Genomic DNA, 14,168 nt, shown 5'->3' on the forward strand with positions numbered 1-14,168 from the left:
TTCATTCGCTATAATTATATAAAAATACTGTTCACACATTAGACATTATTGATAACGCTTACATTTAATTGGTAAGACCAATATTAGAATAATGTTCACGTTTCGACTCAATAAAATAGGATGGATTTTCCAACTTCTTCATTCCTATAATGAATCTATATTTACGATTCATCGACTCCTTAAGACGGGTATTCCTCTCGTCAGCAAGTCCAAGCATCGTCTCTCTTGCACCCTCGTTCAATGTCACCGGTATCATTGAGCGTACGTAATTTTTGTACCGGAATCGATGGAGCGGCATCTGTCACTCCATCAACAGAATAATCCCCTTAACGGCTCCTTCAACCCCCTTGAAGGAGCCGTTCCCTTTTACTTTCCGCTCCGCCCTTGCGATACTTAACGTACTATGGATTGTGAAGGGATGGACCTGCATGGAATTTTATTATTTTTTACCGCTTGGATTTTTTATTGGCATTATCTCTGGCTTCTTCGGAATCGGGGGCGGAATCATTTTGACGCCGCTCTTGTTGATTCTTGGATTTACCCCGAGTATCGCCATCGCGACAAGCCTCATGTTGACACTTGGTTCAACCGTTTCCGGAACACTCTCTCATCTTCGTCTAAAAAACGTTGTTTGGCGTGATAGTCTCGTCATCGGTGGTGTCGGGATTATCGGTTCGACGATTGCAACGCCCCTCGTCCTTCGACTCGAAGAAGTCAACGGGGCACACCTCGTCATCTCGATTGTTTACATTGCTTTATTACTCTATTTCGCGAATAAGTTCCTTCGTCCAAAGTCGACGAACGGTTCGCAAGACGGATGGCGTAATCGTTACGTCGCTCTCGCCTTTACCGGTCTGTTCGCTGGTTTCGTATCGTCGCTACTCGGTGTCAGCGGAGGCTTCATCATCACGCCACTACTCGTCGGAATCGTCGGTTATGAACTGAAACGAGCGGTCGGGACAAGTATCGCCTCTGCCTTATTGATTGTCCTATCTGGACTCGTCAATTATACAGTGGCGAGTACGGATGTCGATTTGCTCGTCGGTGTCATGTTAATTATCGGCGCCTTACTCGGTGCACCGATCGGCGCCAAACAATTGGGACACTTTGAAAGTCCGTTCGTCAAAAAGTATTTAGGGATCTTTTACTTAACGGTCGCGACAAGCGTGCTGCTTGAAGTGTTAGGCTTTAATACAGCTTCGTTAATCGTCTTAGTGACCCTTAGCGTCGTCTTCTTAGTGACGTTACTTGTATACAGCCGTAAACGTTCAACATCCTCTTAACTGTTTCTCATACTAATAGCCGTCTCCCGTTAAAAAGGGGACGGCTATTTTTCTCTATTTCTTGTTAAGCAACTTTTCGAATCGTACCGGCTTCGTACTCTTTTGTATGATCAATGACGATTTTCGATAATAATAACATCCCGATTAAATTCGGAATCATCATCAGACCGTTCGCAATATCAGCGACCAGCCACAACAATTCTAAATTTGCGATTGCTCCATAACAGGCTGCTAATGCAAAGATGACTTGGTAGAGGCGATTGAATTTCGTCGCACCACTTAAATATTCAAGACATTTCTCACCATAGACATACCACCCGATAATCGTCGAATACCCAAAGAAGAAGACCGAGAAGGCAACCGTCCATTGACCCAGTGGTCCAAGTACACTGGCAAATGCGGCCGATGTAAGTGCCGCTCCTGTCAATGAGCCGTCATGTGTGACACCTGATAACGTCCCTCCCGTCGGATCCCAAAATCCAGTCGTCATTAAAACGAGTGCCGTCATCGTACAAACGATCAACGTCACGATAAACGTACTCGTCATCGAAATCAATCCTTGTTCTGCAGGTCGTTCACTTTTAGCAGACCCGGCAATTAAAGCAGCTGTTCCCAGTCCGGCTTCGTTCGTAAAAATACCACGTGCGACACCAACCTGCATGGCAACCATGATGGACACACCCGCAAATGCGCCGACTGGTGCCAGCGGCTGAAACGCATATTGTACAATCAGCCCTAACGCGGGAATGATTTGGTTCGCTTGAAGAACTAAAATAATGAGTGCCGCCACGATGTAGAGCAAACTCATCACCGGTACAAAAATCGTCGAGATTGAACTCACACGCTCAAGCCCACCACGAATCGAGAAATAGACCGCGACGGCTAGTACAACTCCAAAAGCAAGTAACGGGATGTGGAACGTCTGCTTCAATACCGTCGACATCGCATTCGCCTGGACCGTATTTCCGACGCCAAAAGAAGCAATCAGACCAAACAAGGCAAACGCAACCGCTAACGGCTTAAAACTTTTTCCAAGACCTTTCTCGATGTAGTACATCGGTCCACTGACAATTTCACCACGATCGTTTCGCTGACGAAATAAAATCGCTAACAGACTCTCGGCATACTTCGTCGCCATCCCGACGAGACCAATCACCCACATCCAAAAGATTGCACCTGGCCCCCCCATCGTCAAAGCGACGGCAATTCCGGCGATGTTCCCATTCCCGATTGTCGCAGCCAGTGACGTCATCAGCATTTGAAAGCTACTGATTTCCCCTTCACCATGCCCCGTTTTCGTCAATGCGAGTTGAAACGCTTGTTTTAACCGGCGAAACTGTAATCCTCGAAGACGAACCGTAAAATATAAGCCCGTCCCGACCAATAACACCATGCTCGGGATTCCCCAAATCCATGATGAAATCATGTGTAACACTTCCATCGCACTCCAAATCCTCTCTATCTCTATCTCAGTTGACTCTGCCGCTCACCTTAGCATATTTTTGTTTATTCCTACAATATAAATCGATTGTTTTTGTGGTTATACACAAACGGTTGTATACTAAACATAAGGAATACGATAGAGAAAGAAGGAACTTCATTTATGTTAGAAGCAACGTACCATTCCCTCGATGATTTAGCAGAAGCGATCGGCCTCGCACTCAATGCACCGATAACGATTGAAGACCGCAATCATCGTCTGCTCGCCTACAGTACGCATACGACTGATACAGACCCTGCCCGTGTCGCTACCATCATCGGCCGCCGTGTCCCTGAATCCGTCATCGATCAACTTTGGAAAGATGAGGTCATCCAAAGCTTAGCGGCTCAAGATGATCCACTCGTCATCACTGCCCGGACGAGCGTTGGTTTGAACGACCGCGTCGCCATTGCCATTAAACAAGATATGGAGATTCTCGGTTACATTTGGTCAATCGCTCGCAACACTCCCTTCACGGCTTCAGAGCTAGGCGATTTAAAGAAAGGTGCCATGCTTGCACAACGACAGTTGCTTGCAATCGACATGCAAAAAAAACGGCAAGAAGAACAGACGGAGCAATTCTTTTTTGAGTTACTCCATGAAGAGTTACCCGAAAGTGAAATCCTAAAGACGTTCTCAAAACTTCATCTCGCTCCGCCGGGAATCAGTCGCTTAATGGTCATCCGTTTCCCGGAAGCCATTACGCCGCGTCTAGCCGATCGCCTCCGTTATTTATTGACGATTCAACAGACGGTACGTCCCCTGCTGTATGCATACGACACGACAGATTTTATTTTGTGGATCAGCACAAACGATCGTGACATTCAGCATGAACGCATTCAGTTCGATGCTTTCATCCAGTCATTCCGCCAACTACTCGCCGAACGGTTTTCTTATACAGAATTTGTTGTATCGAGCAGTGAAGTTTTCACCGGCGTGCAGTCGATTCCAGAACGTTACGAAGAAGCAGGTATCGTCTTACGTCTCAAAGACGCCTATCCTTTCGAACTTCAAAATGTGACGCGATACGAGCGACTCGGACTATTCCAGTTATTACCTATCTTTTCAGAACGCCTACGGAGACGGACGGTTCGACTGGAAGAAATCGAACGTCTTCGCGCTTACGACTTGAAACACACAGCTTCTTTATGCGAAACGCTCGAGTGGTTTTTGCATTACGATGGAAACGTCAAACAAGTTGCCGCCCACCTTCACGTCCATCCGAATACGATCTTATACCGCATGCGGCGCATCGAAGAAGAAGCCGGCATTCGGATGGAATCATTACCTGAACGTTCGTTACTTTATCTTTACTTGAAAGCCGACCGTTACCTTTTGTGATTTCTCACAAACAATCCTCTTATTTTTTGAAAACACCGATAAAGTCGTACGCTTTCATTTCTCGTATACTGAGGGAGAAGTAAGTAGTTAAAGGGTTATTGGTTGTTCATTTGCGAAAGGGGATCGCTCTTATGATCATTGGAGTATTAAAAGAAATTAAAAACAACGAAAACCGTGTTGCGTTAACACCTGCCGGGGTAGCAGCGTTAACGATTCATGGACATCAAGTCATCGTCGAAACATCTGCTGGTATGGGGAGCGGCTTTACAAACGAAGAGTATATCGAAGTTGGTGCACAAATCATCGAAACAGCGGCAGAAGTTTGGGCGACTGCTGAGCTTGCATTGAAGGTCAAAGAACCCATCGCTTCAGAATATCAATACTTCCGTCCCGACTTAACCTTGTTCACTTATCTACACCTTGCAGCGGAGCCAGAACTCACACGGGCACTTGTTGACTCGAAGATTACGGCAATCGCTTATGAAACGGTCGAAAAAAATCGGACATTGCCACTTCTGACACCAATGAGTGAAGTCGCTGGTCGGATGGCTTCACAAATCGGTGCACAGTTCCTTGAAAAACCGCATGGTGGAATGGGGATTCTACTTGCAGGCGTCCCTGGTGTGCGCCGCGGAAAAGTTACTGTCATCGGTGGTGGTGTCGTTGGGACGAACGCAGCAAAACTCGCAGTCGGTCTTGGTGCTGACGTGACGATCATCGACGTCAGTCCTGAGCGCCTTCGTCAACTTGATGATATTTTCGGTAACTCAATCAACACGTTGATTTCGAATCCGTATACGATTGCAGAAGCCGTCGCTGAAAGTGACCTCGTTATTGGTGCCGTCTTGATTCCAGGAGCGAAAGCACCGAAGCTCGTGACAGCAGAGATGGTTGAACGAATGAAACCAGGTGCTGTCATCGTCGATGTCGCGATTGACCAAGGCGGAATTTTCGAAACCGTTGACCGTATTTCGACACATGATGATCCAACGTATGAAAAATTCGGTGTTGTTCACTATGCCGTCGCGAATATGCCGGGTGCTGTTCCACGGACGTCGACACTCGCGCTTACGAACGCAACACTTCCTTACGTTCTCGAACTCGCGAACAAAGGCACACACCGTGCACTTGCTGAAAATACTTCGCTTGAAAAAGGTCTCAACGTCGCGCAAGGATTCGTGACGTACGAAGCAGTCGCGCGCGACCTCGGTTACGCGTATAAATCCGTTGAAGATGTATTGCACCTTCACGCTTAATAGAAAACAGCAAAAAAGCAGCAGGTTTCTTCTTTATAGAAGAAATCCGCTGCTTTTTTGTTTTTACCTGAATCGCGCGACGTCTTACCGGTGAAGCAAGTAGCAACATCTATTAAAGCGCAAACGCAACGAGTGCACCGATTGAAAGCGGGATGAAAACATTATCTAAATCGCGATAGGACACGGCTTCAATCAAAGCAGCAATATTCGCAAGCAAAAAACCGTAACTGATTGCAATCCAAGCCGGTAATGCATATATAAGAAACGTGGAAGTCAGGACGAGGAACGAGAATAAAAACATCGCGATGCTTCCTTCAAACGATCGTTTAATCGCCCCACGTGTATAGAACGTCTTTCCGTAGCGTCGACCTACTAAAGCAGCCATTCCGTCGCCCCACGCGAGCACCATGCTGCCGGCAACAAGTGCCATTGGTTCTCGTTCAAAAAAAAGTCCGACTAGAATCAGTAAAGAAATCGGGTAGTAGACCGTCCCGTAAGATATGCGTTCCACTTGATTCATTTGACCCGTCCCGCGTTTTAAGGTCAGCAGATTAACGACCGTGAAAAATAATAACGGGACGATTGCAATGTACCAATGATCGATCCAGGCAAGCGCCAGAAAGACCCAATGCCCGACTGCGATATGAATCCATTTCCGAACCGTTTCCGGCTCTGCTCCGACGCGTCGACCAATCGCTTCCAACAAGAACAAGATGAGTCCAATGATGACGATTGTTCCAACAGCAGCAACCCATTCCATATGAATCCTCCTTCTTTTGCTCCATTCTATTGTACTTTGTCTGATTGCCGTTTGCTCTTTCGAACCTTCATTTGATAACATAGGGTCAAATGACGTCCTAGAGAGGAAGTATTCTGAATGTATGATGCTCAAGCCGTGCAAACGTTATCTAACTGCCTATCACATTTGAAAGAAGGAAAAGGGATCGGCACACTCGTTTCCGAGGATGAATCGGATCTTCCGAAAGTCATCCATCGCCTCAAACAATTTGATGCGACGAAAAATGGTTTATCGATTAACGAAATCGTCCATCTCGCGAATGCCTTAATTGGAGAACATATGTCTGCGACGACGATTCAAAACTGGACGAAGCGTGAAGTACGGGACATCATCGGTGTTCCGCATCGCGGGAAAAAATACTCGATCAATCAGGCAGCCATCATCTACTTACTTGATGACTTAAAGCATCTCTTTTCTTTAGAAGAAACACGTGAATTATTGACGATCGTTTTTAAGAACCCCAATATCGATGAAGATGATTTAATCAGTCCGCTCGACTTTTATCTCGTCTATACACAGCATGCAGAGACGAGTGGACCAATCGAACTGACGGAGAAGCGTCTGAGACGCTCTTTAGAGCGTATCCATGCCTATCGACCTGAGACGGTCCACGTCTTACAGCTCTGTCTGTACGCCCGTCGTATTTCGCACCTGACGCACGAAGCAAAACAGCGCCTCCAGCAAGTTTTACAATCTTGAAGTAAAAAGATGCCCTCCAGAATAAACTGAAGGACATCTTTTTTTATACAGCTGTAAGTGGTTTATAGTTGACGGAGTTCGTCAAGCTTTTTAAGACGGACAGCAGTTCATACATTGAGAGTTTGTCAGCATCTTTTACGAGACGATATTCATCGCCGTCTTGCAGCAATTCTGCGACGACTTCGCCTGCCGCACTTCGGACTGAGAATTTCCCTTTTGTCAGGTCGAAGGAAATGACATACGTGCCTCGTTCGTACACGTTATATTCACATTTCTTCGAGAAGAGTGAAAACTTCTCACGCATTTGACCTACCTCTTGACCATCATGGTTCATCACGACCCATTTCTTACATGTCGGGATGAACTTTCCAAACGCTACCCCTCTACCTTCACCATTCATTACTTGAACACGACCTGTCTCGTCGTGTTGAACCGCACCAATCATTTGGTGTGCTTCATCATAAATCGCGGCATGACCTTGCGAAAAAACGCAACCCTGCACATAGACAACTTTGCGCAACAGAAATTCTCCTCTCACTGCTAAAAAGTGCTGGTATTTCGTCCCCAGTATATTTAGACATCCTGAATAGTTTAACTTTCTTTATCTCTATGATATTTCGTTAACGAAAATGATTATTGCACCGTTTGAACAAATTGACAACCCCCTTTTGTCGACAATCATTCGACAACATCAGCGAAAGCCAATTTCTCGTGCAAACTCAAGCAATTCTTCTCGATCAATCAAGCGCACCCGATTCGGTTCTGCCAAGCGACATGCGGCGTCCGTATACGTCGAATTCGTCACGACCCATCCTTCATCCATGTCGTAAAAAGGTACTGCCGCGGCGACTTGTTGAACCGCCTCTAATCCAACCGGTCCACCATAACGTTTTGCTTGAATCGCTATTCTATACCCTTGTGCGTCTTCAATCAATAAATCCGCCCCAAAATCTCTTGAGGCCGGCGTCAGTTCAACGCGATAGCCGGCACCTTCAAATAGTTCGACGAGCCACTCTTCAAACTCCCTGCCTTCCATGCGATCAATTCGATTCGCAAGTGAAGGGGTAAAGAAGGAAAGTAATAAAAAAACGATACATCCTACTATACTGATTCCGACAATTAAAAGTTCCCAGGAACTCGAAAAAAAATAAGTTCCGGCGACTCCGAGCACCGCGAACAGTAGTGCGATTATTCTGCGTTTCGTACGTATTTGCATGACTTGATTCTCCTTCACTCTGAGTTGACTCGAATTCAATCGGTTTCTTTAAAATTAATATACTAAATTCTCTTTCGGTTCGCTTCCTCGAAAGGAACGAACAACGCAGATGGAGAATAAGTGTTGAGAGAAGATTACGTTTTTTAATAATCATCATGCACCGGACTTTATTTTTTGAAAGGAGGTCGCTTATGACTGAACACTCATCCACATCCGCAGAAGCACTTATCCGTGCGACCTTACGTGCCGTCTCAGAACCGCTCGCTTTAGTGGATCGGATGGGCCGAATTAACTTTGTGAATGATACCTTTCACGCCCAATTCCCTACCGACTCCAATGACAAGTCACTGTTTTCACTTTTCTCACTCGACGAACAGTCTCTTCCATTATCTGATTCGGTCCACTTCCGGGTAATCCCTTACGAACTCATCGTCTCACCGATTGCGCAGACTTCCCTTTTCGTCGTTTCCGTTAAATCGCTCGCGATCGACCGCTTGCTCGAATCGACATTAGATGCTGCCCTACTCGTCACAGACGCAGACTTCCATATTACCGCGTTTAATGAAACAGCAGGTACCTTGTTCGGTTACGAAGAACACGAGCTGATCGGAAGATGTCCTGATGACTTACACGATCACGCAGAGTTTGATGAGCGGAAGCGACACTTGGAGCAGTTGAATTTAAAAGACTTATCTCCAGCCGATGTCTTATTGTTGCACGGGCGTGATGCGGAAAACGAATGGGTGTATCACCGTAAAGACGGCTCGACCTTCTATGGTCGATTGTATATGACCCGTCTAGCAGACGGACAATTTTTCTTGTTCATCGTTGATATGAGTGCCCAAAAACAAATTGAGTCACACCTGACGAAAAGTGAACGCCGTTTCCGTCTGTTTTCCGAATCAATCGTCGAAGCGGTCATCTTCCACGACCGTGGTACCATTCTCGACGCGAACCGAGCAGCTGAAGTGATTTTCCGTACAAAACTTGAACAAATCAAGGGACGCAATGCCCTGGATTTCATCCATCCTGACTTTCATGAAGAGGTCAGCCGGCGTATCGAACTCCACCGTAATGATCCGTACGAGGTCATCGGACAACGGGCAGACGGGACACCTGTCGAAATTGAAATTTTCCCGCGCGAAATCATGTACGAAAAAACACGGATGCGTGTCGCCGTCATTCGGGATATCAGTGAGCGTAAAAAAATCGAGAGCATGTTGGAACGTGAAAAAAATGCCATCATGCGTCAACGCGATATCACCCAATCGATTCTGCAAGCTTCAAACGAAGGGTTTTTACTGACAGAAGAAGATGGCAGCTTCATCTTCATGAACGTCAAAGCCCGAAAACTGCTCGATGTTCCAGGGATTGCACCAAGCAAGATTCAAGAGCGGATCAGTATGATTCCGAATCTCGATCTCGCGACCCGCTATGAGATGCTACAACAAGTCGAAGAACTCCTTGCCGGCAAGCATTCTGAACTGTCATTTCGGTTTACACTACAACGTCCGAATGAATCCAATCATCTTTACTTCGAGTTTTATGCGACTTCAATTAAGAAGGAACGTAGTCGCATCTCCCGTCATGGTTTTTTGTTCGTCTTCCGCGACCGGACAGAAGAGCAAAAAATGGACCAGGTCAAAGATGAACTCATCAGTACCGTATCGCATGAGCTCCGAACACCCCTCTCATCGATTCTCGGTTATTTGGAGTTGTTGCGCTATCGTAAGCTCACACCTGAAAAAATACAACGCTATGTCGAAATCATGCATGAAGAAGCCAAGCGGTTAACGACGCTCCTCAATGAATTTTTAGATATTCAACGGATGGAAGGCGGCAAACAACCGTACGATTTTAAATCATTCTCTTTACGTCAACTGCTCCTCGATACAACGGACGCTTTTGGTGAAACGGCCGAAACCCATCGCATCGTGCTTGATGTAAAGGAAGATCCTGTCATGATCGTCGCTGATGAAAATAAAATTAAACAAGTCGTTTTGAACTTACTCTCGAATGCAATCAAATATTCACCATCCGCCGACCACGTAACGGTCAGTCTACACACACAAGGCGAGCAAGCCATCATTACTGTGACTGATCACGGTCTCGGAATTCCTCAAAATGCATTCGATAAGCTTTTCACGAAATTTTACCGTGTCGATAATTCAGCCGTCCGTAAGATTGGCGGAACCGGCCTCGGTCTTGCGATTTGTAAAGAAATCATCGAATCACATGGTGGGGCGATTTCCGTCGAGTCGGAGCTCCATCAAGGGTCGACTTTCACGGTTGTACTCGATTTAGATTCAAGAAAGGATTATGCAAAATGAAACGGACTTATTTCATGACAGGATTCCCCGGATTCCTTGCTACCAAATTAATTGAACGTCTCGCTCTTGTGCCGGAACAAATTGACCGGTTTTATTTGCTTCATCTACCGAGCGAACGAACAAGTGCCTTAGCAAAAAAGGAATCGTTACTCGAACACACGCGTCTTGAAGAAGCACAACTCGTTTTATTAGAAGGTGATATCACAACACCCGGATTAGGATTGAACACAGAGACGAAGCAACGACTGTCGACTGAAGTGACGCATCTCTTTCACCTGGCAGCACTGTATGACTTGGCGACGACATTTGATATCGCTTTTCGAATTAACGTCATCGGAACATCGAACGTGACGCAGTTTGCTCATACGTTGCATTATCTTGAACGCTACATCTACTTCAGCACCGCCTATGTCTCCGGGCTCCGGACCGGGACGGTTCTTGAACAAAACCTCAAACATGCCGCATCATTCAAAAATGCGTACGAAGAAACGAAGTACCTGGCAGAAGTTCGCTTTCATGAAGAAGTCGGTTCACTTCCTTACACGATCATTCGTCCAGGTATCGTTGTCGGTCACTCCGAGACAGGGGAGACACCAAAGTGGGATGGGGTTTATTTCGTCTTGAACGCCCTGCGCCTGCTCAAGCAATTCGCCCCCCTTCCTTATGCAGGTAGAGTCAATGCACTCGTCAATCTCGTTCCGTATGATTATGTCATCGCTGCGACGACCTATTTAAGCCATGTACCAAGCGGCGTCCGTCAAACGTATCACCTAACGGATCCATTCCCACACGGCGCACGGACGATTTATGAGCTGTTACATGATACCTACTATGGTGCTTCTCCACGAGGTGTCGTCCCGTTTCGCCTCGTGACGTCCCTGTTGACCCCGCGTATCGCTACGCGCTTACAGATGCAGCGGCAGACGCTTGATTACTTTGTTCACCCTGTTCACTACGATACGACGAACACACTTCGTGATTTAGACGGAACTGGTATTGTGTGTCCTGATCTTGCTGAGTTTCTTCCACGACTTGTCGATTACTATAAAATTCAACATCCCGAAATGGAGAAAACACAATGAATGCTCTTGTTACCGGTATGAATGGTACAGTCGCACCTGTACTTGCAGACGTCTTACGCATGCATCAGTATGAAGTTACAGCTTGGGATCGATCGGTTGTCTCGACGACTGATCCCGCAATCATGGAAGCTTTTATTGATCAGGTCCAACCTGATCTACTCTTACACATCGGAATGGGTTCTGCTGAATTTGCAGAATCATTGGCACGGCTATCTTTTGAGCGTAACATTCCCTTTCTCTTTACGAGCACGGCTTCTGTCTACGCAAATCATCAACAGGGACCGCATGATCCATCTGTACTTCCGGAAGCAGACGATGACTACGGTTTTTATAAACGAACATGCGAACGACTTATCCAAGCAGTCAATCCTGACGCCTACATCGTCCGGATCGGCTGGCAAATCGGTCAGGTTGCCGGATCAAATAATATGATTGATTATTTAGAACGACATGCCTCAACGGGTCCCATTCCGGCAAGTAAAAACTGGTATCCCGCTTGCTCTTTTTTAGAAGATACGGCGCAAACGCTCTATACAATCTTGACGACTCAAACACCTGGCCTTTATCTTGCCAATGGAAATTCGACCCATTCCTTCTTTGAAATCGCTACAGCATTAAATGTATACCACGGTTCGAAATGGAAAATCGAAGAAGATAATACAATCCAGCGTGATGATCGAATGAAGGATACTCGGGTGACCATTGCCCCAATCTCAGATCGATTATCATTTATGTAAGAAAAGTGCCTCGCCATTCGATGCGTTATCGAACGGTGAGGCACTTTTTAGGAGACATCTGCTACTGACAGCCAATCAACCAATCAGCATATTTTCTTTCGGATAACGAATCAAGCGATTGTGTTGCGTCGCGACCGTGAAGAGAATCGTCAAGGAACCGACACGTCCAAGCAACATCATGAACATGATTAGTCCTTTTCCAAAATCATTCAACTCTGATGTCACATTTAACGAAAGTCCGACCGTCCCGAATGCGGAAACCGTTTCGAAGAAGAGCCCTGTAAACGAGATATTCGGTTGCGACAGTGCCAAGAGCGTTGTGATGACACCGATGAATAAAATGCTGAAAATAGCAATCGCATAAGCTTTTGATACGGCCTGCGCCTGGACGGTCCGACGCATCAGGACCGTTTCTCGTTGTCCCCGTAGATACGTCCAGACGTTCTTTAAGATGACGGCTGCTGTCGTGACTTTAATGCCTGATCCCGTCGACGCCGACCCCGCTCCGATATACATCAAAACCATCATCAAACCGATCGAAAGTGGCACCATCGTCGTCAAATCAATCGTCTGGAACCCTGCCGTCCGGGTCGTCACGACTTGGAAGAAAACGATATGTAGTGCTTGAAAGAACGAATAATTTTGAAGGGAACCGAGATGTGAGACCCACTCATACACCATCATCGCGACCGTCCCGATACCGTTGATGACGAGTAATGATAAAATCATTAATTTCGAGTGTAATGAAATTTTCTTGAAGCTGCGGTTAGCCGAAACATCAGCGATGACCGTGAAGCCCAATCCCCCAATCATCAATAGAGCAGAAATCGTAAAAATGAATGTCGTATCTTGTTGGAAGGACGTCAAACTGTCTCCCCATAACGCAAAACCGGCATTATTAAAGGCGGAGACCGCATGAAACAGACCATAATACAGTGATTTTGAGAGCGTATATTTGTATTGAATGAACAGATCGAGAGCAAGTAAGATCATCCCAATCAACTCCAGGATGACGGTCGTCAAGAGAATGTTCCGGACGAGTCGAATCGTTCCTCCCGGACTATCTAAGTTGAACATCTCTTGAATGATGATCCGCTGACGAATCCCGATTTTTCGACCTGTGACACTAAGTAGAACAAGTGCAATCGTCATGAATCCGAGACCACCGATTTGAATTAAAATCATTAAAATCAGTTGCCCCCACAAATTATAGGACTCTGCAATGTTAATCGGCGAAAGCCCCGTCACCGTCGCAGCCGATGTCGCGACGAACAGACAATCAATTAATGCAACGTGGCTATCGCTTTGTTGAAACCAGGGGATCCACAACAATAATCCTCCGAGCAAAATCGTCAATGTGAATCCAGTCGCGATGAAACGGGCTGGTTTATCAAATAATTGATGATACGTTCGTTCTCCAAAATCTCCAAATTTCGCTAAACGTGTATGTCTTTTATGCGAAAACATGCGTTGACTCCTCCTAGATGAGATTACTCAATTGCATTTATCATACTCTCTCGAAAACATTAGTTCTATCGAAATTTGCAATCAACTAAACGTTTTCGTTTTTTTTTGGTAAAATAGATAAAAGCAGACGTGTTAACTTTAAAGGAGGTTGAGGGAAACAGTGGACCCTAGGACGGCTGACCATTCGATTGAGGATGTCTCGCGAAGGCTAGAACGACAATCACAATGGATGCCCGCACAGTTATATTATCAGTTCGAGGAATTATTATCGTTACATCTGGAACAACCGATTCTAAATGAATTGTATAATGTATTAAAAAAATACGACGTATTAACCGATATAGAGCGTGACGAACGAAACGAAAGCATTCAATTGCTAATCGACGAAAACGGCGCTTAATTCTCGGTTTTTGGATTTCCGAGCAGAAGATGCGTCTTCTGCTCTTTTTATTTTTTCGTTCACGACCCTAACAACATG

At 45.9% G+C, this 14,168-nt stretch carries 13 protein-coding genes; 8 read left to right on the forward strand and 5 right to left on the reverse strand.

The annotated features are described in order from the left end of the window. Positions 1-428: 428 nt before the first annotated feature. Positions 429-1,283: a sulfite exporter TauE/SafE family protein gene (locus KNQ05_RS09990; RefSeq protein ID WP_088838144.1), complete on the forward strand. Its 855-nt coding sequence runs from the start codon at positions 429-431 to the stop codon at positions 1,281-1,283. Between the two features lie 64 nt (positions 1,284-1,347). On the opposite strand, the gene KNQ05_RS09995 is transcribed toward KNQ05_RS09990, so the two are convergent. Beyond that, the gene (locus KNQ05_RS09995) at positions 1,348-2,724 is read right to left on the reverse strand and encodes an alanine/glycine:cation symporter family protein (protein WP_088838145.1); all 1,377 of its coding nucleotides are present in this window, start codon (positions 2,722-2,724) and stop codon (positions 1,348-1,350) included. Between the two features lie 162 nt (positions 2,725-2,886). Between KNQ05_RS09995 and KNQ05_RS10000 the strand changes: the two genes are divergently transcribed. Together KNQ05_RS10000 and ald are read left to right on the forward strand one after the other, a co-directional pair. Beyond that, positions 2,887-4,104 carry a PucR family transcriptional regulator gene (locus KNQ05_RS10000; RefSeq protein ID WP_029331984.1) on the forward strand — a complete coding sequence of 406 codons (1,218 nt, stop codon included), beginning with the start codon at positions 2,887-2,889 and terminating at the stop codon, positions 4,102-4,104. A gap of 131 nt (positions 4,105-4,235) precedes the next feature. Continuing rightward, positions 4,236-5,360 (forward strand): alanine dehydrogenase, encoded by a 1,125-nt coding sequence (gene ald / locus KNQ05_RS10005; RefSeq protein WP_214802238.1) that lies wholly within the window; start codon positions 4,236-4,238, stop codon positions 5,358-5,360. Positions 5,361-5,472: 112 nt separating this feature from the next. Here ald and KNQ05_RS10010 read toward each other — a convergent pair whose 3' ends face one another. After that, a complete protein-coding gene (locus tag KNQ05_RS10010; protein WP_214766390.1) occupies positions 5,473-6,120 on the reverse strand; it encodes a diacylglycerol/polyprenol kinase family protein in 648 nt (215 codons plus the stop codon). Between the two features lie 117 nt (positions 6,121-6,237). Here KNQ05_RS10010 and KNQ05_RS10015 point away from each other — a divergent pair, with 117 nt between their 5' ends. Continuing rightward, on the forward strand, positions 6,238-6,858 hold the full coding sequence (locus KNQ05_RS10015) for a DUF1836 domain-containing protein (protein WP_088838149.1): 621 nt from the start codon (positions 6,238-6,240) through the stop codon (positions 6,856-6,858). A gap of 43 nt (positions 6,859-6,901) precedes the next feature. Here KNQ05_RS10015 and KNQ05_RS10020 read toward each other — a convergent pair whose 3' ends face one another. Beyond that, positions 6,902-7,378: an LURP-one-related family protein gene (locus tag KNQ05_RS10020; RefSeq protein ID WP_088838151.1), complete on the reverse strand. Its 477-nt coding sequence runs from the start codon at positions 7,376-7,378 to the stop codon at positions 6,902-6,904. A 171-nt stretch (positions 7,379-7,549) separates the two neighbouring features. Beyond that, the gene (locus KNQ05_RS10025) at positions 7,550-8,074 is read right to left on the reverse strand and encodes a restriction endonuclease (RefSeq protein ID WP_088838153.1); all 525 of its coding nucleotides are present in this window, start codon (positions 8,072-8,074) and stop codon (positions 7,550-7,552) included. A 191-nt stretch (positions 8,075-8,265) separates the two neighbouring features. On the opposite strand from KNQ05_RS10025, the gene KNQ05_RS10030 reads away from it, so the two are divergent. The 3 genes from KNQ05_RS10030 to KNQ05_RS10040 are packed head-to-tail and all read left to right on the forward strand — an operon-like array spanning position 8,266 to position 12,223. Then, a complete protein-coding gene (locus KNQ05_RS10030; protein WP_088838154.1) occupies positions 8,266-10,404 on the forward strand; it encodes a PAS domain-containing sensor histidine kinase in 2,139 nt (712 codons plus the stop codon). Beyond that, complete coding sequence (locus tag KNQ05_RS10035) at positions 10,401-11,486, forward strand: SDR family oxidoreductase (protein WP_088838156.1); 1,086 nt, start codon at positions 10,401-10,403, stop codon at positions 11,484-11,486. Before KNQ05_RS10030 ends, KNQ05_RS10035 begins: the two co-directional genes overlap by 4 nt. Further along, the gene (locus tag KNQ05_RS10040; protein ID WP_159172973.1) at positions 11,483-12,223 is read left to right on the forward strand and encodes a sugar nucleotide-binding protein; all 741 of its coding nucleotides are present in this window, start codon (positions 11,483-11,485) and stop codon (positions 12,221-12,223) included. Before KNQ05_RS10035 ends, KNQ05_RS10040 begins: the two co-directional genes overlap by 4 nt. Positions 12,224-12,298: 75 nt before the next feature. On the opposite strand, the gene KNQ05_RS10045 is transcribed toward KNQ05_RS10040, so the two are convergent. After that, positions 12,299-13,690 carry a TrkH family potassium uptake protein gene (locus tag KNQ05_RS10045; RefSeq protein ID WP_088838158.1) on the reverse strand — a complete coding sequence of 464 codons (1,392 nt, stop codon included), beginning with the start codon at positions 13,688-13,690 and terminating at the stop codon, positions 12,299-12,301. Positions 13,691-13,850: 160 nt separating this feature from the next. Between KNQ05_RS10045 and KNQ05_RS10050 the strand changes: the two genes are divergently transcribed. Further along, positions 13,851-14,090 (forward strand): hypothetical protein, encoded by a 240-nt coding sequence (locus KNQ05_RS10050; RefSeq protein ID WP_029331998.1) that lies wholly within the window; start codon positions 13,851-13,853, stop codon positions 14,088-14,090. Positions 14,091-14,168: the final 78 nt, after the last annotated feature.

It is taken from the genome of Exiguobacterium sp. s125 (genome assembly GCF_018618605.1).
GTDB classification, from domain to species: Bacteria; Bacillota; Bacilli; order Exiguobacteriales; family Exiguobacteriaceae; genus Exiguobacterium_A; species Exiguobacterium_A oxidotolerans.

What these genes read in the sequence shown, in the direction of transcription:
- KNQ05_RS09990 (WP_088838144.1), top strand. Translation starts at nt 429, where the DNA reads ATGGAATTTTATTATTTTTTACCGCTTGGATTTTTTATTGGCATTATC.
- KNQ05_RS09995 (WP_088838145.1), bottom strand. Translation starts at nt 2,724, where the DNA reads ATGGAAGTGTTACACATGATTTCATCATGGATTTGGGGAATCCCGAGC.
- KNQ05_RS10000 (WP_029331984.1), top strand. Translation starts at nt 2,887, where the DNA reads ATGTTAGAAGCAACGTACCATTCCCTCGATGATTTAGCAGAAGCGATC.
- ald (WP_214802238.1), top strand. Translation starts at nt 4,236, where the DNA reads ATGATCATTGGAGTATTAAAAGAAATTAAAAACAACGAAAACCGTGTT.
- KNQ05_RS10010 (WP_214766390.1), bottom strand. Translation starts at nt 6,120, where the DNA reads ATGGAATGGGTTGCTGCTGTTGGAACAATCGTCATCATTGGACTCATC.
- KNQ05_RS10015 (WP_088838149.1), top strand. Translation starts at nt 6,238, where the DNA reads ATGTATGATGCTCAAGCCGTGCAAACGTTATCTAACTGCCTATCACAT.
- KNQ05_RS10025 (WP_088838153.1), bottom strand. Translation starts at nt 8,074, where the DNA reads ATGCAAATACGTACGAAACGCAGAATAATCGCACTACTGTTCGCGGTG.
- KNQ05_RS10030 (WP_088838154.1), top strand. Translation starts at nt 8,266, where the DNA reads ATGACTGAACACTCATCCACATCCGCAGAAGCACTTATCCGTGCGACC.
- KNQ05_RS10035 (WP_088838156.1), top strand. Translation starts at nt 10,401, where the DNA reads ATGAAACGGACTTATTTCATGACAGGATTCCCCGGATTCCTTGCTACC.
- KNQ05_RS10040 (WP_159172973.1), top strand. Translation starts at nt 11,483, where the DNA reads ATGAATGCTCTTGTTACCGGTATGAATGGTACAGTCGCACCTGTACTT.
- KNQ05_RS10045 (WP_088838158.1), bottom strand. Translation starts at nt 13,690, where the DNA reads ATGTTTTCGCATAAAAGACATACACGTTTAGCGAAATTTGGAGATTTT.